The organism is Rhodococcus sp. X156 (genome assembly GCF_004006015.1).
In the GTDB taxonomy this organism is placed as follows: Bacteria; Actinomycetota; Actinomycetes; order Mycobacteriales; family Mycobacteriaceae; genus X156.
In genome coordinates this window covers 3,509,575-3,532,640 of the sequence record NZ_CP034766.1, presented here as the reverse complement: position 1 = coordinate 3,532,640, position 23,066 = coordinate 3,509,575, and the positions used below count along the sequence as shown (strand labels likewise).

General features: G+C 71.1%; 18 protein-coding genes. 14 read left to right on the top strand and 4 right to left on the bottom strand.

The features are described from left to right. Positions 1 to 216: 216 nt before the first annotated feature. The 3 genes from ELX43_RS16660 to ELX43_RS16645 all read left to right on the top strand — a co-directional run bounded on the left by ELX43_RS16660 (position 217) and on the right by ELX43_RS16645 (position 5,973). Positions 217 to 2,094: a DUF2075 domain-containing protein gene (locus tag ELX43_RS16660; RefSeq protein ID WP_241249364.1), complete on the top strand. Its 1,878-nt coding sequence runs from the start codon at positions 217 to 219 to the stop codon at positions 2,092 to 2,094. A gap of 1,134 nt (positions 2,095 to 3,228) precedes the next feature. Next, the gene (locus ELX43_RS16650; RefSeq protein WP_127784390.1) at positions 3,229 to 4,527 is read left to right on the top strand and encodes a hypothetical protein; all 1,299 of its coding nucleotides are present in this window, start codon (positions 3,229 to 3,231) and stop codon (positions 4,525 to 4,527) included. Between the two features lie 60 nt (positions 4,528 to 4,587). Continuing rightward, a complete protein-coding gene (locus tag ELX43_RS16645; RefSeq protein WP_127784389.1) occupies positions 4,588 to 5,973 on the top strand; it encodes a DNA cytosine methyltransferase in 1,386 nt (461 codons plus the stop codon). 7 nt (positions 5,974 to 5,980) lie between these two features. Here the strand turns inward: ELX43_RS16645 and ELX43_RS16640 are convergent, their stop codons facing one another. Beyond that, a complete protein-coding gene (locus tag ELX43_RS16640; protein ID WP_127784993.1) occupies positions 5,981 to 6,349 on the bottom strand; it encodes a very short patch repair endonuclease in 369 nt (122 codons plus the stop codon). Positions 6,350 to 6,533: 184 nt separating this feature from the next. Between ELX43_RS16640 and ELX43_RS16635 the strand changes: the two genes are divergently transcribed. The 8 genes from ELX43_RS16635 (at position 6,534) to ELX43_RS16600 (ending at position 16,119) form a co-directional block, all read left to right on the top strand. After that, positions 6,534 to 7,469: a TauD/TfdA family dioxygenase gene (locus ELX43_RS16635; protein WP_127784388.1), complete on the top strand. Its 936-nt coding sequence runs from the start codon at positions 6,534 to 6,536 to the stop codon at positions 7,467 to 7,469. Positions 7,470 to 7,502: 33 nt separating this feature from the next. After that, a complete protein-coding gene (locus ELX43_RS16630) occupies positions 7,503 to 8,141 on the top strand; it encodes a TetR/AcrR family transcriptional regulator (protein ID WP_127784387.1) in 639 nt (212 codons plus the stop codon). A 10-nt stretch (positions 8,142 to 8,151) separates the two neighbouring features. Further along, a complete protein-coding gene (locus ELX43_RS16625) occupies positions 8,152 to 9,597 on the top strand; it encodes an MFS transporter (RefSeq protein WP_206518051.1) in 1,446 nt (481 codons plus the stop codon). A 118-nt stretch (positions 9,598 to 9,715) separates the two neighbouring features. Further along, a complete protein-coding gene (locus ELX43_RS16620) occupies positions 9,716 to 11,122 on the top strand; it encodes an ABC transporter substrate-binding protein (RefSeq protein ID WP_127784386.1) in 1,407 nt (468 codons plus the stop codon). A gap of 159 nt (positions 11,123 to 11,281) precedes the next feature. Next, entirely contained in the window at positions 11,282 to 12,706 is a 1,425-nt protein-coding gene (locus ELX43_RS16615) for an amidase (RefSeq protein WP_127784385.1), read from the top strand. Positions 12,707 to 12,762: 56 nt separating this feature from the next. Further along, a complete protein-coding gene (locus ELX43_RS16610) occupies positions 12,763 to 14,358 on the top strand; it encodes an acyl-CoA synthetase (RefSeq protein ID WP_127784384.1) in 1,596 nt (531 codons plus the stop codon). A 115-nt stretch (positions 14,359 to 14,473) separates the two neighbouring features. Next, positions 14,474 to 15,358 carry an MOSC domain-containing protein gene (locus ELX43_RS16605; protein WP_127784383.1) on the top strand — a complete coding sequence of 295 codons (885 nt, stop codon included), beginning with the start codon at positions 14,474 to 14,476 and terminating at the stop codon, positions 15,356 to 15,358. Further along, complete coding sequence (locus ELX43_RS16600; protein ID WP_127784382.1) at positions 15,358 to 16,119, top strand: MOSC domain-containing protein; 762 nt, start codon at positions 15,358 to 15,360, stop codon at positions 16,117 to 16,119. The genes ELX43_RS16605 and ELX43_RS16600 overlap by 1 nt, the downstream gene beginning before the upstream one ends. A gap of 8 nt (positions 16,120 to 16,127) precedes the next feature. Here ELX43_RS16600 and ELX43_RS18110 read toward each other — a convergent pair whose 3' ends face one another. After that, positions 16,128 to 16,655: an HNH endonuclease gene (locus ELX43_RS18110; protein WP_241249353.1), complete on the bottom strand. Its 528-nt coding sequence runs from the start codon at positions 16,653 to 16,655 to the stop codon at positions 16,128 to 16,130. Then, a complete protein-coding gene (locus tag ELX43_RS18105; RefSeq protein ID WP_241249351.1) occupies positions 16,646 to 17,047 on the bottom strand; it encodes a hypothetical protein in 402 nt (133 codons plus the stop codon). The genes ELX43_RS18110 and ELX43_RS18105 overlap by 10 nt, the downstream gene beginning before the upstream one ends. 268 nt (positions 17,048 to 17,315) lie before the next feature. Here ELX43_RS18105 and fgd point away from each other — a divergent pair, with 268 nt between their 5' ends. The 3 genes from fgd to ELX43_RS16580 all read left to right on the top strand — a co-directional run bounded on the left by fgd (position 17,316) and on the right by ELX43_RS16580 (position 22,057). Beyond that, complete coding sequence (gene fgd, locus ELX43_RS16590) at positions 17,316 to 18,329, top strand: glucose-6-phosphate dehydrogenase (coenzyme-F420) (protein ID WP_127784381.1); 1,014 nt, start codon at positions 17,316 to 17,318, stop codon at positions 18,327 to 18,329. A 9-nt stretch (positions 18,330 to 18,338) separates the two neighbouring features. Next, positions 18,339 to 21,158, top strand: a complete 2,820-nt coding sequence (locus ELX43_RS16585; protein WP_127784380.1) for an FAD-binding and (Fe-S)-binding domain-containing protein — start codon at positions 18,339 to 18,341, stop codon at positions 21,156 to 21,158. A 104-nt stretch (positions 21,159 to 21,262) separates the two neighbouring features. After that, the gene (locus tag ELX43_RS16580) at positions 21,263 to 22,057 is read left to right on the top strand and encodes an SDR family oxidoreductase (RefSeq protein WP_127784379.1); all 795 of its coding nucleotides are present in this window, start codon (positions 21,263 to 21,265) and stop codon (positions 22,055 to 22,057) included. Positions 22,058 to 22,064: 7 nt separating this feature from the next. Here the strand turns inward: ELX43_RS16580 and ELX43_RS16575 are convergent, their stop codons facing one another. Next, positions 22,065 to 23,024 (bottom strand): FAD-dependent oxidoreductase, encoded by a 960-nt coding sequence (locus ELX43_RS16575; RefSeq protein WP_127784378.1) that lies wholly within the window; start codon positions 23,022 to 23,024, stop codon positions 22,065 to 22,067. Positions 23,025 to 23,066: the final 42 nt, after the last annotated feature.

Here is a 23,066-nt window from a genome sequence, read left to right as displayed (position 1 = left end):
GTCGGTGGCGGTCACGCCGGTGACACGGATGCTGGCCTGGGCTTCATGCCGACGGTGCGGGCCTGCGGATGCGCGGCGCGTGGTGGTCGCCCCGGCTTCTGGTGCCGCTACCCTGATGCCGCGGCCCGACCGGCTTCCGAGCGCTGAAAGATGCAGCGCGCCAGGACATGCCCCCACCCGCACGAATCACTTCGTGCTGCCCGGGGGGACCTGTCCGTGACGCTGCTGCGCACAACGCCGACCAACATCGTCGGCCTCGCCAGCCCTGATTCACTCGTCGAACAGCTGTTGGAGCAGATGCTGATCCGCACCGGACACCGACCGAGTCCGGCAGAGCAGACCTCGTGGGGCCGCAGCCTGCCCGTGCTGGCCCGCGACCTGGTGGACGCCGGCCTGGGCAGCGTGGAGATGCTGGTCGAGTACCACCTGCCCCTCACCTCGCAACGGGCCGACGTGGTGCTCGCCGGCACGCATCCGGACACCGGAGAACCGTCCTACGTCGTGGTGGAGCTCAAGCAGTGGTCGTCCGCGCGCTCGTACGAGGGCAGCGTGGAGCTGGTGGACGTGCCGGGCATGCCCGGCGGGCCGAAGCTCCACCCGGTGGCGCAGGTGCAGGGCTACTGCGCCTACCTCGCTGACTTCCTCCGCGCACTACAAGACCAGCCAGACGCCCTGGCGGGCCTGGCCTACCTGCACAACGCCACCGACCCAGCGTCGGTTGCGGACCTGCGCCGCTACCCCGTATCCACGACCGGCCGGTTGTTCACCGGTGCTGACCGGGGTGACCTGCTCAGCTTCTTGCGCTCACGCCTGGCTCCGGGATCAGCCGGCCACTCCGTTGCCGACACCTTGGTCCGCTCGGCCGTTGCCCCCTCCAAGCAGCTGCTGAAGGTGGCGGCGGACGAGGTGCGTGACCGGGAGCAGTTTCGGCTGCTGGGTAACCAGCAGCTCGCTGTCGACCTCGTGCTGCACGCGGTGGAACAGGCACGGGCGTCGAACACCAAGCGGGTGGTCGTGGTCAGTGGCGGGCCGGGCAGCGGCAAGAGCGTGGTGGCGCTGTCCTTGCTGGGGGAGCTGGCGCGGCAGGGTCGTTCGGTCTTGCACGCCACGGGTTCGCGCTCGTTCACCCAGACTCTGCGCAAGGTGGCCGGGCATCGCGCCCCCCGGGTCAAGTCGATGTTCAAGTACTTCAACCAGTTCATGACCGCGGAGACGAACGGGTTGGACGTGCTGGTGCTGGACGAGGCACACCGCATCCGCGCGACCTCGGTCGATCGCTACACCAAGGCCGCGCTGCGCACGGACCGACCGCAGATCGATGAGCTGATCGCGGCGGCGCGCGTGCCGGTCTTCTTGCTCGACGAGCACCAGGTGGTGCGCCCAGGGGAGATGGGTTCGCTCAACCAGATCCTCCGCCACGCCGAGTCGATGGGGCTAGAGACCCAGCACGTTCACCTGGGCGAGCAGTTCCGATGTGGAGGCAGCCAGGAGTACCTGCTGTGGACCCAGAAGCTCCTCGGATTGAGTGAGGCAGGCGCACCGGAGCAGTGGCATGGCGATCCACAGTTCCAGGTCCGCGTGGCCGACAGCCCGGAGGAGCTGGAGCAGCTGCTCCAGCAGCAGCGAGAGGGTGGCTACTCCGCGCGGATGTCCGCCGGCTACTGCTGGCCCTGGAGCGATCCACGACCCGACGGCACCCTGGTGCCGGACGTGCAGGTCGGCGCGTGGGCGCGGCCCTGGAACCTCAAGGGCGACCGGCGCGTGGGCGAGGCGCCGCCCTCCGCCTTGTGGGCCACCGAGGACGGCGGGTTTGGGCAGGTCGGCTGCATCTACACCGCGCAGGGCTTCGAGTACGACTGGAGCGGAGTGATCCTTGGTCCGGACCTGGTGTGGCGCGATGGTCGGTTCACCACCGTGCGGGCGGCCAACCGCGATCCCGACATGCGCAGCACCACCAAGGTGTCGGACGCACAGTTCGATCAGCTGGTGCGTCACGTCTACAAGGTGCTGCTGACGCGGGGAATGGTCGGAACGGTGCTGTACTCCACGGACGCCCAGACACGACAAGCACTGCGTGAACTAGTGCTCGCGTAAGAGATTTCTGACAACCATCAGCTGAGCACGGCCCGACGGGCTTCCGCCAAGGACACGCCCCCACCCGATGTGAACACGGGTAGGAGCACGTCCGTTGACCGCATGGGTCATACCAATCGGCGAAGAGTTTCCCGATCACTGGGCCATCGCACGCAACCATCACGCCTGGGACCTCACCCGCCGTACGCCCATTGTGGCCGGCGACGACGTCATCTTCTGGTTGGGCGGGGCCAGTGTTGTGTCGTGGGTCCGTGCGTCGTCGTCGCCAGTGGCGCCAGTTCCGAGCAGGCCAGCTATTCCTTGGCGTGATCGTCAGGTAGCGCGCTATGTCGCAAGGTTCGGCTTCAATACAGTGTCGGATCGGCCGGTCAGCCAGCCGCGTTGGGCGGAGGTGCAACGACGAACAGGAACCGCTTCAGCTCTCAATCGCGGTCCGGTGCGCATCGACAGCGAAACCGGCGCCAAGTACCTGCGGTCCTTGTTCAATCCTCGGTCAAGCGCGCTCGCCCCGCCGAAGCCGACCCGCACGGTGGTCCCCGTTCGATCGGACGTCGCGTTACCTCTGAGTGACGTGCAATACCAGCACAGCGAGACAGACACGCGTCGAAAGGTCCTGAGTGCGGTGGCGCAGCGCCGCGGACAGGAGGGGTTTCGGGCCGGCTTGATCGCGGCCTACGGAGGTCAGTGCGCAGTCACCGGCTCGAGAGTCCTTGCGGTCCTTGAAGCGGCCCACATTGATTCCTACGCGGGCGCCCACACGCAGCACGTGTCGAACGGACTGCTTCTTCGCGCAGATGTGCACACACTCTTCGACCTCCACCTGCTCACCGTGACTCGAGGACTCCTGCTCGCGGTGTCACCAGAGCTCAAAGGGTCGGAGTACATGACATATGACCGAAGGCGTGTGCGACTGCCCGCAGAGTCAGCGCAGCGCCCCGATCGTCAGGCCCTGGGTCGGCACCGGAACCGGTGCACGTGGTTCTCGTCCACACGCGCACCAGCGTCGTGAGGCCGTCGGCCAGGACACGCGCGCCGTTTACCTTGTTGCGCAATAGATAAGGTTCCGGTCTCGGCTCGGGGTGGGCGTGAGATTGGGGGCGCATGGTGGGCGCAAGCGGTCAGTTTCTTCCTGCGGTGAGCAAGCTGGAGGCAGTCACGCGGATCAGCGCGCTCGCGGGGGCCGCTCCCGAGAAGCTCGGGCCCGGAAGCAAGGAGCGCAAGTCCGCGCTGGTCGGGCTGGCTGGCGGACTTGGTCTGACTGTGGACCTGGCGTTGCCGAAGCCCGGCCTGGCAGCGGAGATAGCCAGCCAGCTGGAGGTCGAGTGGACGCCGGAGTGTTGGTCGACGGGAGACACGATCACGCTGGCCGGGCTCAATGCGTTGCTCGTTGGAGCTGAGCGAGAGCGGGAGAAGCGCCGACAGAAAGGGCGAGCTGCTCCTCCTGAGTTCGTAGCGGCTCGGAGCAAGCTCGAGGCCGTCACCCGGATCAGCGCACTGTTCGACGGACCCCCCGAGTCGTTGGGGCCGGGGAGCAAGGAGCGGAAGTCGGCGTTGCTCCAGCTGGTGACCGGTCTCCAGCTCGAGGTCGATCAGACCCTTGCCAAGCCAGCGCTCGGCGCTGCCATCGCGACAAGGTTGGGAGCGAGCTGGACTGACACCTGCTGGTCGGCGGGGCACACGATCACGCTCGAAGGACTCAACACGCTGCTCGAGGCTGCGGAGCGCCAGCTGGGCCGCCGCAACCGGGGCCCTGTCCCGGGTGTTGCGTCTTCTCCCCGTCACGAGGCCGAGGGAATCCTCGAGGCGCTGGCCCTCGCCCTGCCCGCGCAGATGGTGGGTCGCGACTGCGTCGAGCGGATGCGGGAGGCTGAGTACTCGCAGTGGGCTCAGGACGAGTGGGCCGGCTTCTTCCTCGAGTTCGTCGGGATTCCGGCGTGCATCAACGCTTTCGGTGGGCAACCGGCGAAGTACGAGAACACCACGTTCGACTACGCCCTCGGTCAGGTGTGGGACTTCAAGCTCCACGCCGCGTCGACTGGAGTGTCTCCGCTGAACGCGGTCGACGGGGTGGTCGCCTGCCTTAAGGAGGGCAAGGGTCTCGGGTTCATCGTCCTGTCCGGTGAGGCCCAGTACGACGACGGCGCATTCCGGCAGTGGCAGCGCGACCAACGGGCCACCGCGGGCAAGGTGCCAGCGAGACGGGCGGCTCCGCCTCGATACGCCCGGCGGTCCAAGCACGCGTTCACCCCACGGCGCCTGGAGGCGTACTTCATCACGAATGAGTCGGTGCTCGGGCAAGCGCTGGAGGAGAAGGTGATGTCACTGATGCGGCAGGGGAACCAGGCGTCGGGCGCCCCTCGAAAGCCGAAGTTCAGCCTCAACCTTGCCAAGGCGCGTAGCTCTCCGATGTTGTTGGCCAGCCGCGACTTGTGAGGTTGCCGACTCGCCGTGCTGCAGCTTGCCAAGCTCGAACGCACGTTCTAAGCTCCTTCCATGACTGCGGCACCCGGCTTCACCTTCGTGGACCTCTTTGCGGGCATCGGGGGCTTCCATGCCGCGCTCACCGCCATGGGTGGTACGTGTGTCTTCGCCTCCGAGATCGACCGGCACGCCGCTGCGGTGTACGAGCGCAACTGGAGCATGGACCCGCTGTGCGACATCGTGGACGCGACGACCGACCGGATGGACGTCCCCGAGCACGACGTGCTCGCCGCTGGCTTCCCGTGCCAGCCGTTCAGCAAGTCAGGCTTCCAGCGGGGCATGGACGAGGCGCGCGGCACCCTGTTCTGGAACATCCTGCGGGTGCTGGAGGAGCGCCGACCGGCAGTGGTCCTGCTGGAGAACGTGCGCAACATCGCCGGACCGCGCCACCGCCACGAGTGGGAGGTGATCATCGCCAGCCTCCGCGAGCTCGGCTACCAGGTCTCCAGCCAGCCCGCGGTGTTCTCCCCCCACCTGCTGCCGCCAGAGCGGGGCGGGCGCCCACAGATCCGCGAGCGCGTCTTCATCGTCGCGACGCTGGCCGGGTCGGAGGCGGCCAAGATCGACCCGCTCCCGGTGGTGACGCGCGGTCCCGTCGACTCGTGGGACCCGCAGTCGTGGTCGCTGGAGCAGCACCTGCCGCTCACCGCCGAGTCGGAGGTCGACGGACGCGAGCGCTACGCCTTGAACGGCGACGAGGTCGAGTGGATCAACGCCTGGGACGACTTCGTGGCCACCCTGCGGCGCGACGGTGTCCGCCAGCTCCCGGGATTTCCGGTGTGGGCCGATCACTTCACGCCCCTGGACCACCTGCGCATCCCCGTTGGCACTCCGGACTGGAAGAAGAACTTCCTGCACAAGAACGCCCTGCTCTACACCACGCACCGGCAGGCGATCGACGAGTGGCTGAGCCGCTGGAACGGGCTCGCGCACTTCCCGGCGTCGCGCCGCAAGCTCGAGTGGCAGGCGAAGGACGCCCCGTCGCTCTGGGAGACGGTGATGCACTTCCGCCCCTCCGGCATCCGGGCCAAGCAGCCGACCTACACACCCGCGCTGGTGGCCATCACCCAGACCAGCATCCTGGGCGCGCACAAGCGCCGGCTCACCCCGCGCGAGGCGGCGCGCCTGCAGGGCCTGCCGGAGGACTTCACCTTTGGCGAGCAGCGTGAGGCGCTGACCTACAAGCAGCTGGGCAACGGCGTGAACGTCGCCGTCGCCTACCACGTGCTGCGGGAGCAGGTTCTGCGCGACCGGGACGTCATCGCACAGAACGCGGCTGGCCTGGTGGCTGCTGTCGATGCTGCGCCGCTGAACCCCGATGTGGCGCTGGAGAAGGAAGAGGTGCTGGCCGAGCTGGGTCGTCCAGGGGCGCGAACCCCGGTCGCGCTCGCCGGCTGACGCAAAGTCACCGCCCGAGCGCCCGGACCACCTGGTCGGCGGCTGCGTCAGCGCTCTCGTGCTCCCAGATGCGGAGCACGCTCCACCCCGCGTCCTCGAGCAGCTGCGTGGTGTTCTCGTCGCGCGCCTGGTTGCCCTCGATCTTCCAGCGCCACCAGTCGCTGTTGGCCATGGGCTTGGTCGCATGAACCGGGCAGCCGTGCCAGAAACAGCCGTCCACGAACACTGCCACCTTCGCGCGCGTGAACGCGATGTCGATGGTGCGGCGGCGGTTGCCGGGCACCTTGACCTGTAGGCGGTAGCGCAGCCCGCGGCGGTGCAGCTCCCGCCGCAGCGCCAGCTCGGGCGCGGTGTCGCGGCGCGCCAGCGCCGACATCTTGGCCGTCAGCGGCGCGGCCGGTCGCACCCGCGAGGGCTCACTGCCTCGGCGGGGCACCACCACTTGGTCCTGGCTGGTCACAGGTCTGCCTCCCTTCGCGCCCTCCCAGCATCGCACCCGGATGCGACCCGTGGTGCAGCAGCTCTTGACGTAGTAAGACACTGACTTATAGCGTCCGGACATGGAGACACTCATCTATCCCGGGCCCACGGACGTCCTCGCCGCGTACGGCCCGCTGATCGCCCCCCGCGTGCCGGAGGCCTTCGACGACCGCCCCTACGAGCGCTTCACCGTGCGCCCGATGACCCCCACCATCGGCGCCGAGATCGGTGGCGTCCGGCTCACCGGCGGCCTGGACGACGAGCTGCTCGCCGAGCTTCGCCGTGCCCTGCTGGAGTGGAAGGTGCTGGTGTTCCGCGACCAGGACATCGACCGCGCCGATCACCGGGCCTTCGCCGAGCAGTGGGGCGAGCTGGAGCAGCACCCGTTCTTCAAGTACATCCAGCCCGGCCAGACCGACGTGGACGTCGTCACCCTGGCCAAGGACGCCGAGACCGCGGGCACGGAGAACAACTGGCACCACGACATCACCTGGCACGCCACGCCCTCACTCGGCGCCGTGCTGCGCGCGGTGGAGGTGCCCCCCGTCGGCGGCGACACCCTGTGGGCCGACACCGGCGCCGCCTACGACCTGCTGCCCGCCGACCTCAAGGCCAGGATCGACCCCCTGGTGGCTGAGCACGACTGGATCAGCTCCTTCGGCCGCTCCATGCCGGCCGAGGCGGTGGAGGCGCTGCGGCCGCAATTCCCCGCGGTGCACCACCCCGTGGTCCGCGTGCACCCGGAGACCGGACGCAAGTGCCTGTTCGTCAACATGCTGTTCACCCAGCACATCGTGGGCATGGATCCGGCCGAGTCGAACGAGCTGCTCACGACGCTCTACCGCCACGTCCAGCGTCCGGAGCTGCAGTGCCGCCTGCGGTGGGAGCCCAACACCATCGCCTTCTGGGACAACCGGGCCTGCCAGCACTACGCCGCCAGCGACTACTTCCCGGCCCGCCGGGTGATGGAGCGGATCTCCATCATCGGCGACCGGCCCGTGGGCGTTGCCGGCTGAGGCTGGCCAGAGCCGGCCGTGCATGCTGCACGGATGAGCGAACCGGGCAGGGCAGGGGGCGCGCGGCAGCAGATGGTGGAGGCGGCCGAGCGACTCTTCGCCGAGCGCGGGCTGCACGGAGTGTCCATGCGCGAGGTTGCCGCGGCGGCGGGCCAGCGCAACAACTCCGCGGTGCAGTACCACTTCGGCAGCCGCGAGGGCCTGGTGCACGCGGTGTTCGCCTACCGCATGCGCGACATCAACCTCGCCCGCCAGGAGGTGCTCGACGAGCTCGACCGGCAGGGCCAGGGCTCCGACGTCCGCGCCCTGGTGCGCGCCTACCTGGTGCCGCTGGCGGAGTTCCTGGAGTCCGCACCGGAAGGGCACTACGCACAGTTCATCGCCAGTGCCGCACCCGTCACCAACTTCACCGACGCGGACCTGCGGGAGGTGACCGACGCGCTCCTGGAGGTGGCCCGGCGCCTGGCCCTGAGCCTGCCCCAGCTGTCGCCGGAGGCGGCCCGGGCCCGTGTGTACCTGGTGCTCGGGATGCTGCCCAGCGCGCTGGCCGCCCACGAGCAGCGTCAGCTGGCCGGCCTGCCGCAGCTGCACGCCAGCTTCCAGCACCTGGTGGACGACCTGGTCGACACCGGCGTGGCTGCACTGCAGGCTGCGCCCGGGCAACAGAACTAGCATCGGTGCAATGCCTGAGCTGAGCCGCGGACGCCGGTTGCTGGTGCTGGCGATCTGCTGCATGAGCCTGCTGATCGTGGGCATGGACAACACCATCGTCAACGTGGCGCTGCCGTCCATCGGCGCCGACCTGGGCGCCTCCCTGTCCGGTCTGCAGTGGACCGTGGACGCCTACATCCTGGTGCTGGCGAGCCTGCTCATGCTGTCCGGCTCCATGGCCGACCGCTTCGGCCGCCGCCGCGTCTTCCAGCTGGGGCTGGTGCTGTTCACCGCCGGCTCGGCGCTGTGCAGCATCGCCCCGAGCCTGGGCTGGCTAGTGGCCTTCCGCATGGTGCAGGCCATCGGTGGATCGATGCTCAACCCGGTTGCCATGTCCATCATCACCAACGTCTTCACCGATCCGCGCGAGCGCGCGCAAGCCATCGGGGTGTGGGGCGGGGTGGTCGGCATCAGCCTGGGGGTGGGCCCGGTGCTCGGCGGCGTGCTCATCGAGACGGCAGGCTGGCCATCGATCTTCTGGGTGAACATCCCGCTGGGCATCCTCGCGCTCGGCCTGGCCTGGCGCTACGTCCCCGAGTCCAAGGCGCCCCGCCCGCGCCGGGCGGACCTGGTGGGGCAGGCGCTGGTGATCGTGCTGCTGGCCAGCCTCACCTACGCCATCATCGAGGCGCCCCGGGTGGGGTGGGGCTCCTGGCGCACGCTGGTGCTGCTGGGGGTGGCGGTGGCGGCCCTGGTGGCGCTGCTGCGCTACGAGCCGCGGCGTGCCGATCCGCTGGTGGAGCTGCGCTTCTTCCGCAGCGCCCCGTTCTCCGGCGCCACCGTCATCGCGGTCAGCGCCTTCGGGGCGTTTGCCGGGCTGCTCTTCCTGGGCACCCTGTACCTGCAGGAGGCCCGCGGGCTCTCGGCGCTGCGAGCCGGGCTGTGCATCCTGCCGCTGGCGGTCATGACCTTCTTCCTGGCCCCGTTGTCGGGCCGCATCGTCGGCTCCCGCGGGCCACGGGTGCCGCTGCTGCTCGCCGGGGCGGCGATGTGCGCGGGCGGGCTGATGCTCGTCGACGTCGGCGCCGAGACCCCGATGGTGTGGGTGATCGCCAGCCTGGTGGTCTTCGGCGCCGGTTTCGGCCTGGTCAACGCCCCCATCACCAACACGGCCATGGCGGGCATGCCCCGAGCCCAGGCCGGGGTGGCCGCAGCGGTGGCCTCCACCAGTCGCCAGGTGGGGACCGCGCTGGGGGTGGCGGTGGTCGGGTCGCTGCTCAGCGCGGGACTGGCCGGGGCCGCGGTGGGCACCGGTTTTCCGGACGCCAGCCGTGCCGCCTGGTGGGTGGTGGTGGCCGGTGGCGCCGCGGTGTTCGTGGTGGGCGGGCTCAGCACCAACAAGTGGTCGCTGCGCACTGCGGCACGCACCGCGGCACTGCTCCAGGACGAGGAGCGCACCGCGGCCGCTCCCGCCTGAGGAGCGCCACGACTCCACCGCTCCCACGTCGTGAACACATGTCTGGACGGGAGTCCGACCGGCCCATAGTGTCCTGCGTCACACGGGCTGCTCGAGCCCGCAGACCGGGGGAGACGCTGTGCACAGATCCACCATCAAGCTGGGGGCAGCTGGTTTCGCACTCTTGATCGCCGTCGCGGGGTGTAGCAGCGACCGCGCCGAGGACCCAGCGGGCGCGGCCCCCAGCGCCAGCGCATCCGCAGGCGCGGCCACCAAGTTCGGCACCATGGACTCGCCGTGCGGCAACGGTGACGCCAAGGGCTCCACCGACCAGGGCGTCACCGACAGCGCCATCAGCATCGGTTACGGCGACGACCGCGGCTTCGCCGGAAGCCCCGGGCTGAACAAGGACGTCGGCGACGGCGTCACCGCGATGATCAAGTGGTGCAACGACCAGGGCGGCATCAACGGCCGCCAGATCAAGGGCACCAACTACGACGCGGCGATCACCAAGGTCAACACGGTGATGCAGCAGGCGTGCAAGAGCGACTTCATGCTCGTCGGGGAGGGCTTCGCCGGCGACGACGGCGCGGAGCAGACCCGCATCGGCTGCACGCTCCCCGCGGTGCCCGCCTTCGCCGTCGGGGCCAACTTCGCCAACGCCCCGATGATGTACCAGGCGCTGCCCAACCCGGTGGACCTCAACCCGGCCGCGATCTACAACCAGCTCGCCGCGCTCAAGCCCGAGACCAGGGGCGCGTTCTCGGTGATGAACTCCAACAACCCGGCGGCGGCCACCAACGTCACCAAGAGCCTGCCGCTGATCAAGGACGCCGGCTTCAACGTCATCGACTGCGGCGTCACGGTGAACATGCAGGGCGAGGCCAACTACGCGCCGTTCGCGCAGAAGTTCAAGGACTGCGGCGCGAAGATGGTCTGGGTCGCCACCAGCCCGGACGTCCCGGTCTTCAACTTCCTCACCGCGATGAAGCAGGCCGGAGTGCAGACCGACTACATGATGGTGGCCAACGGCTACACCACCGAGTTCGCCAAGTGGAACGGCGCCAACGGCGGCATCGCGGACAACCTCCACGCACCCAGCGCCTTCCAGCCCCTGGAGAACGCCTCGGCCGTACCCGCGGTGCAGGACTACCTGGACATCATGAAGGCCGGCAGCGCCGACCCGTCCCTGCTCAGCATGCAGGCCACCTCGTCGTTCCTGCTGTGGGCCAACGCCGCCAAGGAGTGTGGCTCCGACCTCACCCGGCAGTGCGTGATCAACAAGCTCGCCACCGTGCACGAGTGGACCGCCGGCGGGCTCAACGCGCCCACCGACCCGGGGGCCAACATCCCCACCAAGTGCGGCGTGCTGCTCAAGCTCGACGGGGCGTCCTGGAAGCAGGTGGTGCCCGCCAAGCTGGGTGAGTTCGAGTGCAAGGACACCTACCTGGGCAAGGTCCCGGAGGCGGCCTGGGGCACCAAGCTCAACGCCGAGCGCATCGCGACCACCTTCCTCACCCCCGACGTGATCAAGCCGCAAGGCTGATCGCGCAGGTGAGTGGGGCGGCGCCGGTGCCAGCGCCGCCCCACTCACCTGTCTCAGTGTTCGGGATCACACCCCGCTGTGGCTCGGCTGCGGGTTCTACTGCTGGCCATCACCCAGGGGCGCGCCAGGAGTGCACCCCGTGCTGTCCGGGAGGACCCGATGACCGACGCCCTGCGCTGGACCGACGCCCACGGCCAGGCTCAGCTGGTGGCCGACGGGGAGCTCACCCCGCTGGAGCTGGTGGACGCCGCCATCGAGCGCATCGAGCGCCTCGACCCGCAGGTGAACGCGGTGGTCTCCGAGCGCTTCGAGCAGGCCCGCGCGGAGGCCTCTGCCGACCTGCCCGACGGCCCGTTCCGCGGCGTTCCCCTGCTGCTCAAGGACATCGCCGCGCACTCCACCGGTGACCCGCTCTACGCCGGCACCAGCTTCCTGCGGGAGCGGGACTGGCGCAGCGACCACGACAGCGCCTTCGTCGCCCGGCTGAAGCGCGCCGGGTTCGTCATCCTGGGCAAGACCACCACCCCGGAGCTCGCCGGCGCCATCACCACCGAGCCGCTGGCCACCGGACCCACCCGCAACCCCTGGGACACCGCCCGCTCCACGGGCGGCTCCTCTGGCGGGGCGGCCGCGGTGGTCGCGGCGGGCATGGTGCCGGTGGCGCACGGCAGCGACGGCGGCGGCTCCATCCGGATCCCGGCCAGCGAGTGCGGCCTGGTCGGACTCAAGCCCACCCGCGCGCGAGTGAGCATGGCCCCCGACGCCGGGGAGGGCTGGATGGGGCTGTCCGCCCACGGCGTGCTCAGCCGCACGGTCCGTGACACCGCCGCGCTGCTGGACGTGATGTCCGGCGCCGAGCCGGGTGATCCGTACCCGGCGCCGCCGCTGGCCCGTCCCCTCGCCGCGGAGGTGGGCGCCGACCCGGGTCGGCTGCGCATCGGCGTGCTCGACCACCCCGCGATGGCCGGGGCGTCCGCTGACCCCGACGCCGCGGCCGCGGTGAACGCCACCGCGAAGCTGCTGGCCGAGCTGGGCCACCACGTCGAGGTGTCGCACCCGGCGGCGATGGGCGACACCGACCTGTGGGCGCACTACGGAGCCGTCGTCTCCAGCTCGATGGCGGCCGAGGCTGACCGGTGGGCGGAGGTGCTGGGCACCTCGGTGGACACCCTGCTGGAGCCGGTCACCGCGGGCAGCGTCACCGGTGGCCGGGCGATCACCGCCGCGCAGCTGCTGGCCACCACTCGGTGGATCAACCGCTACCAGCGCCGGATGGCCACCTGGTGGGCGGAGGACGGCTTCGACGTGCTGCTCAGCCCGGTGCTCAACGGTGTCCCGCCGGAGATCGGCTGGCTCACCCACCCGGAGCAGCGCCTCGAGCGCACGGTGCAGCTGCTGCAGTACACCCCGCAGCTCAACATCACCGGCCAGCCGGCCATCTCGCTGCCGCTGCACTGGACCGCGGGCGGCCTGCCCGTCGGGGTGCAGCTGGCCGGTGCCTACGGGCGCGAGGACGTGCTGGTGCGCCTGGCCGCCCAGCTGGAGCAGGCCCAGCCGTGGGCTGACCGCCACCCGCCCCTGTAGTGCTGCGCCCCTGCGCTCCCCCCGAGCTCCGCTCACCCCTTCCGGAAGGTTCGTCCATGTCGCTCAACCTCGCCGACCTGCTCGAAGCCGTCACCGACGCCATCCCCGACCGGGTCCCGGTGATCTGCGGTGACGACCGGCTGACCTACCGCGAGCTGGAGCTGCGGGCCAACAAGCTGGCGCACTACCTGCAGTCGGTGGGCGTGCAGCCCGGCGACCACGTGGCCATCCACATGCGCAACAGCATCGAGTACGTCGAGACGCTGCTGGCCTGCCTGAAGATCCGCGCCGTGGCCATCAACGTGAACTTCCGCTACACCGACGCCGAGCTGGTGTACCTCTACAACAACTCCGACACCAAGGTGCTGGTGGTGCAGGGCGAGTTCACCGCCACGGTGGCCAGCGCGCTGCCGGAGTGCCCCACGGTGGAGACGGTGGTGGTGGTCGGCGACGAGGCCGCGGACACCACCTGGGGCGCCGTGCGGGTGGACGACTACGCCTCGAGCGTGGCGGCGCAGTCCGACGCCCGCGACTTCGCCCCCCGCAGCGAGGACGACCACTTCATCATCTACACCGGTGGCACCACCGGCATGCCCAAGGGCGTGGTGTGGCCGCACAAGGACTTCTACTACGCGGCGCTGTCCGGGGCGAACATCGACGGAGTCCCGCACGACACCGTGGAGCAGGTGGTGGCCGCTGCGGTGGCCAACACCCACCCGCGGGTGGCGCTGCTGACGCCGCCGCTGATGCACGGCGCGGCGGTGTACTCGGTGCTCACCGGCTTCCTGATGGCCGCACCCCGCGTGCTCATGACCAGCTTCGACCCGGTGGAGGCGCTGCGGCTGATCGAGCGGGAGAACGTGGTGGTGGTGACCGTGGTGGGCGACGCCATCGCTCGGCCCATCGCCGACGCCATCGCCGCCCACCCCGGCCAGTTCGACCTCAGCTCGCTGCGCGCGTTCGGGTCCGGTGGTGCGCTGTTCTCCCGCACCACCAAGGACCAGCTCGCCCAGCTGGTGCCCGGACTGGTGGTCCGCGACGCGTTCGGGGCGTCCGAGACCGGCAGCCACGGCACGGTGGAGATCGGCGACGACGGCACCATGCGCATCCGGCGCAACGACAACATGCTGCTGCTGGACGACGACCTCAAGCCCATCGAGCCGGGCACGGACACCATCGGCCGGATCGCCCGCACCGGGCACGTGCCCGTCGCCTACTACAACGATCCGCAGAAGACCGCGGACACCTTCCCCGTGGTCGACGGCGTGCGGATGGCCGTCATGGGCGACATGGGCCGGATGGAGGCCGACGGCACCATCGTGCTGCTGGGCCGTGGGTCGGGCTGCATCAACACCGGTGGGGAGAAGGTGTTTCCTGAGGAGGTGGAGGAGGCGCTGAAGAACCACCCCGCGGTGATGGATGCGCTGGTCGCCGGTGCACCCGACGAGCGGTTCGGCGAGCGGGTGGCTGCCGTGGTGCAGCTGCGCGAGGGCGCCGAGGACACCGACCTGGACCAGCTCGTCGAGCACTGCCGAACGCTGGTGGCCGGGTACAAGATCCCGCGGTCCATCGTGGTGGTGCCGCAGATCCCCCGCTCGCCCAGCGGCAAGGCCGACTACCGGTGGGCCAAGGCGACGGTGTCGGCCCCGTAGCGTCCGAAAAGCAGGAGCGACACGCGAAATCGCTACGGAGAGTCACGAGAAGCGCGTGTTCGTCGGGGTGGCGTGTCAAGGTGGGAGGTGACTGCGCCGCGCAAGGAGAAGCCTGATGAGCACCCCCACGACGACCGTTGCCTCGCTGCACCGCTTCCCGGTGAAGTCGATGCTCGGGGAAGACCTCGACAGCTGCGTCATCGGTGACCGCGGAGTGGTGGGCGATCGTGCCTACGCCCTGCTCGACACCGAGGACGGCACCGTGGCCAGCGGCAAGAACCCCCGCAAGTGGGCCGCGCTGCTGCAGATGCGGGCGCGCTTCGTGGCCGAGCCGCACTCCGGCGAGGTGCCGCCGCCGGTGGAGATCACCTTCGCCGACGGCAGCGTGCTGCGCAGCGACGACCCCGGCGTGGACGAGGCGCTGTCGGCGGCGGTGGGCCGACCGGTGCGGCTGGTGTGCGAGCACCCGGGCGACGCGCGCTTCGAGGAGGTGTGGCCGGACATCGACGGCCTGGCGCCGCCGGAGGTGATCGCCTCGACCGCCTCGGGCACCGAGCCCACGGGGGAGACGGTCAGCACGATGCCGCTGGGGATGCTGGCGCCGGGCACCTTCTACGACCTGGCCCTGCTGCACGTGCTCAGCACCGCCACGCTGCAGCGGCTTGCCGAGCTCAACCCCGAGGCCGACTTCGACGTGCGGCGGTACCGGCCCAACCTGGTGCTCGACGGAGGTGCGCCAGGCTTCGTCGAGGACGGCTGGGTGGGGCAGACCGTCGCGATCGGCGAGCGCGCCCGCATCGGCGTCACCATGCTGACCATGCGCTGCGTGATGACCACCCTCGCGCAGCACGACCTGCCGGCCGACCCGGCCACGCTGCGCACCATCGCCAAGCACCACCGCAAGGAGATCCCCGGCCTGGGGGTGTGGGCCTGCGCGGGGGTGTACGCCGGCGTGGAGCAGGGCGGCGTGGTCCGGGTGGGCGACGAGGTGGTGCTCTGATGGCCGCGGTCACCCGGATCTCGGTGACGCCGGTGAAGGGCACCGCGCTGCAGCACCCCGACTCGGTGCAGCTGGACGAGCACGGTTGTCGCCACAACCGGCTGTTCCACTTCATCGACCCCGAGGGCCGGCTGGTCAACGGCAAGCAGTGCGGACCGCTGGCCACCGTGCACTGCGAGGTGCAGGACGACGGGCCGGACAGCCCGGTGCTCAGCACGCGGCTGCCCGACGGCACCGTGCTCGCCGAGCCGGTGCAGCTGACCGCGGAGCGGGTGCAGACCGGCTTCTACGGCCGCCCGGTGGCCGGCACGGTGGTGGGTGGGCCGTTCGCGAAGGCGATCAGCGAGGCCGTCGGCAAGGAGCTGCGCCTGGTGCGGGTGGACCAGCCCGGCGCGGGGGTGGACGTGCACCCGGTGACGGTGATCGGCAACGCCAGCATGGATCAGCTGCGGGCGGACGTGGCCGCCCCGGCGAAGCAGTGGGCCGACCGCTTCCGGATGCTGCTGGAGCTGGACGGGCTGGCCCCGTACGAGGAGGAGGGCTGGGCCGGCGGGCAGGTGCGCATCGGCGAGGTGGTGCTGTCGGTGGGAGACCGGGTGCCCCGCTGCGTGGTGACCAAGCAGAACCCCGCTGACGGCAGCCGCGACTTCAACACCCTCGACGCGCTGCAGAGCCACCGCGAGGGGCTGCTGCTGGGCATGTACGCCACCGTCCTGCAGCCCGGCACGGTGCACCTCGGCGACGCGGTGACCACCCGGTAACCACGCCGTCAGACCGCGGCGCGGAACCGCTCGTAGCGGATCGCCAGCAGCTTCTGGCTGGGTTGCTCGGATCGCTTGGTGGGCACCGCCATGAGCGGTTGACCGTGCCGCTCCACCAGCCCGTGGCGCAGCATGGGGCCGTCCACCTCGTCGAGCAGGTCGGTGCGGATCTCGACCACGTTGTCCGGACGGATGCCGAGAATCTGCGTGTCGTACGCGGCGTGGTGGATCTTGCACAGCGCCAGGCCGTTGGTGACGACCGGAAGACCCTGCTCCTCGACGTCCGGGACGATGTGGGCGGCATCGAGCAGCTCACCGTGGCGCAGCGCGCACACCGCGCACCGGGTCTCGTAGGCCCGCATGACGGTGGCGCGGAACACCGGCTGGTGCAGCCGTCGCTTGGTCTCGGCCACCGCGTACCGGCGCAGCAACGCATCGGCGGCGGTTTCCACTGGAGAGTCTGGTCGCAGCGCGTGGCCGGCCTCGGTGGCGATGGCGAACTGCTGGTGGTCGACCTCCTCGCCAATCAGGTACACGGGATAGACCGGCTGGTAGAGCGCCGGACCACGCCGAAGAACCAGATCAGTGGCGCCTCCTGCTTCATGGCTTCCCGCAGCGCACGGTTCTCGGCGTGGTCGGGGTCGTTGCCACGCCACTTGTAGCGCAGGTGGCCGTCAGCACCGGTCGCGTCCTCGTACGGCCGGGTGACCCCTTCGGGGCGATAGACGGTCCGGATGGACAGGGCGGAGGTGAGCTGGCGGGGCTTGCGGATGCCGCGCTGGTTGTCCATCAGCCGAAAGGGCTCGCCGTCAAAGGTGAAGTCACGCAGCTCGGCGGAGGAGATGGGGTTCAGCCCGTCGTGAGTTCTGACGGCCAGCCACGCCATGGCCTCGAGCCGAAGCCGCGCGTCGTCGAATACCTCTGTCACGCAACGGAGCTAACCAGCTGAACCCCAGCCGTGGTGAAGGTGCTCCACTGCCATGCTCGACGAGCACTGGTGGGCATCGGGGGCCCTAAGCCCTTGTCCGGCGTCCCTGAGGGCGACAAGGGCCCTCAATGCCCCCAGAGGAGCGGGAGAGCCACCTGCCTCAGCCCGGCCAGCGGGATGCCCGCCACCGCCCCTGCCCGCCGGAAGTGGTCAACTAGCGGTACAACGGTTCGGACACCGCGAGCCCACGTCGATCGGAGTGCTGCTGATGTCACGACCACTGAAGCTCGGGTACAAGGCGTCGGCCGAGCAGTTCGGCCCCCGCGAGCTGGTGGAGCTGGGCGTGCTGGCCGAGGCCGCCGGCATGGACTCTGCCACGGTCAGTGACCACTTCCAGCCGTGGCGCCACGAGGGCGGGCACGCACCGTTCTCCATCGCCTGGATGACCGCCGTCGGCGAGCGCACCGAGCGCCTGCAGCTGGGCACCTCGGTGATGACTCCGACGTTCCGCTACAACCCCGCCGTGGTCGCGCAGATGTTCGCCACCATGGCCTGCCTGTACCCCGACCGCGTCTTCCTCGGTGTGGGCACCGGCGAGGCGCTCAACGAGATCGCCACCGGCTACCAGGGCGAGTGGCCGGAGTTCAAGGAGCGCTTCGCCCGCCTGCGCGAGTCCGTCACCCTCATGCGTGAGCTGTGGCTGGGCGACCGCGTCGACTTCGACGGCGAGTACTACCGCACCCGCGGCGCCTCCATCTACGACGTCCCCGAGGGCGGTGTCCCGGTGTACGTCGCCGCCGGCGGACCCGTAGTCGCCCGCTACGCCGGCCGCGCCGGCGACGGCTTCATCTGCACCTCGGGCAAGGGCATGGAGCTCTACACCGACAAGCTGCTGCCCGCCGTCGCCGAGGGCGCGGCCAAGGTCGAGCGCGACGTCGCCGATATCGACAAGATGATCGAGATCAAGATCTCCTACGACACCGACCCGGACCTGGCGCTGGAGAACACCCGCTTCTGGGCCCCGCTGTCGCTCACCCCCGAGCAGAAGCACTCCATCGAGGACCCCATCGAGATGGAGCGCGCGGCCGACGAGCTGCCCATCGAACAGGTGGCCAAGCGCTGGATCGTGGCGTCGGACCCCGACGAGGCGGTGGCCAAGGTCAAGCCCTACGTCGACGCCGGGCTCAACCACCTGGTCTTCCACGCCCCCGGCCACGACCAGCGCCGCTTCCTCGACCTGTTCAAGGCCGACCTGGAGCCGCGGCTGCGCCAGCTCGCCTGACCCAGCCAGATGACTGACGCCGCCGCCCTGGCCGCCGCGCTGCGCGGTGCCGGCGTCTCCGACGTGCTCGACGACGGCACCACCCGCGCCGCCTACTCCTCGGACGCCTCGCTGTACCGGGTGCCGCCCCTGCTGGTGGTGCGGCCCCGGCACGTCGAGGAGGTGGCGGCGGTGCTGGCGGTGTGCCGCGAGTCGGGGGTGCCGCTGACCGCCCGTGGGGCGGGGACGTCGATCGCGGGCAACGCCGTCGGCGCCGGGGTGGTGCTGGACTTCAGCCGGCACCTGGGCGCGGTGCTCGACGTGGACGCCGAGGCCCGCACCGCGGTGGTGCAGCCCGGGGTGGTGCAGGCCGAGCTGCAGCGGGTCGTGGCGCCGCACGGGCTGCGCTTCGGCCCCGACCCGTCCAGCTCCACTCGCTGCACCCTGGGCGGGATGATCGGCAACAACGCCTGCGGTACCCGTGCCCTGGGCTACGGCCGCACCTCCGACAACGTGCTCGGCCTGCGGGTGCTCACCGGCACCGGCGAGGCGCTGACCCTGGCCACCGGCACCCGACCGTCCTCGCCCACCCTGGACGCGCTGGAGGCGATCACCGCTGGCGGGCTGGCCACCATCCGCACCGAGCTGGGCACCTTCTCCCGACAGGTCTCCGGCTACGCGCTGGAGCACCTGCTGCCGGAGAACGGCTTTGACGTGGCCCGGCTGCTGGTGGGCAGCGAGGGCACGTTGGGCGTCGTCACCGAGGCCACGGTGCGCCTGGTCGCCGAGCCCGCCCACCGGGTGCTGGTGGCGCTGGGCTACCCCGACATCGCTGCCGCCGGCGACGCTGTCCCCGCGGTGCTGCCCTTCGCCCCCACTGCCTGCGAGGGGATGGACTCCCGCATCGTGGACGTGCTGCGCCGGCGCCGCGGGCCGCTCGCGGTGCCCGAGCTGCCGGCCGGCGGGGCGTGGCTGTTCGTGGAGGTGGTGGGCGAGACCCTGGGCGCCACCCTGGACACCGCGCACGCCGTGGCCCGCAGCTGCGGGGCGCTGGACGCCCGGGTGGTCACCGACCCAGCCCAGGCCGCCCAGCTGTGGCGCATCCGGGCCGATGGCGCGGGCCTGTCCGGCCGCAGCCCCGCCGGGCTGCCCGCGCACGCCGGGTGGGAGGACGCCGCGGTGCCCCCGGCGCGGCTGGGTGACTACCTGCGCGACTTCGAGGCGCTGATGACGCAGCTGGGCCTGAGCGGCCTGCCCTACGGACACTTCGGCGACGGCTGCCTGCACGTGCGGGTGGACGTGCCGCTGCACCGCCCCGACGGCACGGCGGTGTACCGCGCGTTCGTGGAGGCCGCCGCCGCGCTGGTGGCCGGCTACGGCGGGTCGTTCTCCGGCGAGCACGGCGACGGCCGCGCCCGCAGCGAGCTGCTGCCGGTGATGTACTCACCCGCCGCGCTGCAGCTGTTCAGCCAGGTCAAGCACGCCTTCGACCCGGACAACCTGCTCAACCCGGGGATCCTCGTCGACCCGGTGCCGCTGGACGCCGACCTGCGCGTCCCGTCTGCGCCCACCCTCCGGCGAGACCTCGCGCTGGCCTACGCCCACGACGACGGGGACTTCAGCCAGGCGGTGCACCGCTGCACCGGGGTGGGCAAGTGCCGGGCGGACAACACCGCCACCGGCGGGGTGATGTGCCCGTCCTACCTGGCCACCCGCGAGGAGGTGCACTCCACCCGCGGCCGGGCCCGGGTGCTGCAGGAGATGCTCAACGGCACCGCGGTGACCGGTGGTTGGCGCGCCCCCGAGGTGCACTCCGCGCTCGATCTCTGCCTGTCCTGCAAGGGCTGCGCCTCCGACTGCCCCACCGGGGTGGACATGGCCGCCTACAAGGCCGAGGTGCTGCACCAGAGCTACCGGCGCCGCCTGCGCCCGGTGGCGCACTACTCGCTGGGCTGGCTGCCGCGGTGGGCGCGCCTGGCCAGCCACGCCCCACGGGTGGTCAACGCCGCGCTGCGCCTGCCCGGCGCCGGTCGAGCGGCGCTGTCGGCGGCCGGTGCCGACCCGCGCCGCGCCGTGCCGCCGTTCAGCCCGGAGACCTTCCGCGCCTGGTTCGCCCGCACCGCCGGCCAGCGCAGCGCCGACGGCGACCCGGTGGTGCTGTTCGTGGACACCTTCACCAACTACTTCGCCCCCGAGGTCGGCCAGGCCACGGTGGCGGTGCTGCAGGCCGCCGGCTACGCGCCGCGGCTCACCCCGCGCCAGCAGTGCTGCGGGCTCACCTGGATCAGCACCGGTCAGCTCACCGCCGCGCGCCGGATCCTGGGACGCACCGTGGACGGGCTGGCGCCGGCGGTGCAGGCCGGCGTGCCAGTGGTGGGCATGGAGCCCTCCTGCACGGGGGTGCTGCGCGCGGAGACCGCCGAGCTGCTCGGCACGCCGGCGGCGGCGGCGGTCGCCGGCGCCACCCGCACCCTGGCCGAGCTGCTCACCGAGCGGGGCTGGCAGCCGCCGTCGCTGGCCGGGGAGCAGGTGGTGGCGCAGCCGCACTGCCACCACCACGCGGTGATGGGGTGGGGTGCCGACGCGGCCCTGCTGCACGGAGCCGGTGCGCAGGTGCAGCGCCTGGGTGGCTGCTGCGGCCTGGCCGGCAACTTCGGCATGGAGAAGGGGCACTACGACGTGTCGGTGGCCGTCGCCGAGCAGCAGCTCTTGCCCGCCGTGCGCGCGGCCGGCGCGAGCACCACCGTGCTCGCCGACGGGTTCTCCTGCCGCACCCAGCTGGCTGACCTCAGCGACCGGCCCGGTCAGCACCTCGCGCAGCTGCTCGCGTCCCGGCTGGACCGGGGCTGAGCAGGGACTCCGGCAGATACCGCTCACCGGGAGCGGCCGGCCACCGGCGGTCCCCGCGGTGTCTGCTGGCCTGCACCAGGTCGCAGAATCAGCAGGAGGTACGGATGGACGCCGTGATGTCGAGCTTCCGGATGGACGGCCGCGTGGCCCTGCTCTCCGGGGCGGGGCGCGGCATCGGCGCCCGCTCCGCGCTGGCCCTGGCCGAGGCCGGCGCCGACGTGGTGCTGCTCTCCCGCACCCAGTCCCAGCTCGACGGGGTGGCCGAGCAGGTGCGCGCCCTGGGCCGTCGCGCGCTGCCGCTGGCCACCGATGCCGCCGACCCCGACGCCGTCGCCGCTGCCGTGGAGCGGGCCGTCACCGACCTGGGCCGCCTGGACGTGGTGGTCAGCGTGACCGGCGGCAGCACCCCCAAGCCGTTCCTCAAGACCAGCGACCGCTCCCTGGCAATGTCCTTCGAGACCAACGTGATCCAGGGGCTGCGCCTGGTGCGCAACGCCGTGCCGCACCTGCTCGGCTCCGACGCCGCGAGCATCGTGATGATCTCCAGCGCCATCGGCCACGTGGTGGGCCGGGGCTACGTGGGCTACGGGTCGGGCAAGGCCGCGCTGGACCACGCGGTGCGGCTGCTGGCCGCCGAGCTCAACCCCAAGATCCGGGTGAACGCCGTGGCGCCGGGGGCGATCCTCACCGAGTCACTCGAGGTGGTGGCCGCCGACCCAGCCATGAAGCAGGCGCTGGAGGACGCCACCCCGCTGCAGCGCATCGGCACCGTGGAGGACATCGCCGCCGCGGTGCTCTACCTCGCCAGTCCGGCGTCGTCCTACGTCACCGGTCAGGTGCTGGCGGTGGACGGCGGACTGGCCGTGACCAACATGGACATGCCCTTCCCCGACCTCTAGCCCCCGGCTACCGGAACACCAGCGCCGCGGCGGCACGGGCGCAGCCCCAGGACAGGCTGACCCCGCTGCCACCGTGGCCGTAGCTGTGCACCACCCGGGTGCTGCCGATGGTCTCCGCCTCCAGCCGGATCGCCGGTCGCTCCGGGCGCAGGCCGGTGCGCACCGCGCTCACCTCGGCCTCGCCCAGCCGGGGCTCCACCGCGCGGCAGCGCTGCAGGATCCGTTCGGTCACCTGCGGGTCAGGGGTGCGGTCCTGGCGGCCGGGAATGCTCACGCCGCCACAGAGCACCCGGTCGGAGTGCGGGAAGATGCTGGTGGTCTCCGCGGCGCTGGCGAGCTCCAGGAACACCCGGTCCAGACCGGGGTTGGTGAGCACCACCCACTGGCCGAACGACGGCTGGACCTCGGTGTCGCCCACCAGCTGCCGCGCCCCCAGGCCCGAGCAGTTGAGCACCACCTCCGCCGCCGCCACCGGCTCCGCCAGCGACACCACAGGCCGGATCTGCAGGCTGCCGCCGAGGTCGGCGAGCCGGTCGGTGAGGTAGTCGAGGTAGCGCGGCATGTCCACCAGCGGCATGGTCGCGGTGTAGCCCCTGCCGAAGCCGCGCGGCAGCTGCGACGCCGGGCACGGCCGCAGGTCGGGGATCAGCCGGGCCTGCGGCGGCAGCTCGTCGCTGGGCGGCAGCTCACCGACGGTCAGCGTGGGAGCCAGCCGCACCCCGGTGCGGTCGTCCTCGGCGAGCGAGCGGAAGTCGCGCAGGGACTGCTCCGTCCACTGCAGCGTCTTGGCCAGTGGCTCCTGGAAGGACGGACCCCACAGCGCACCGGCCACCGCCGACGTGGTGTCCTGCGGGGCCTCGGCGGCCCAGACCTGCACCGCACAGCCGGCCTCGGCCAGGCAGATGGCGGTGGTCAACCCCGTCACCCCTGCGCCGACCACCACCGCGGACGGGGACTTCTCAGCCATCACCCGAGACTCCCGACGTCGGCCGCCGGTGTCAACGGCTAG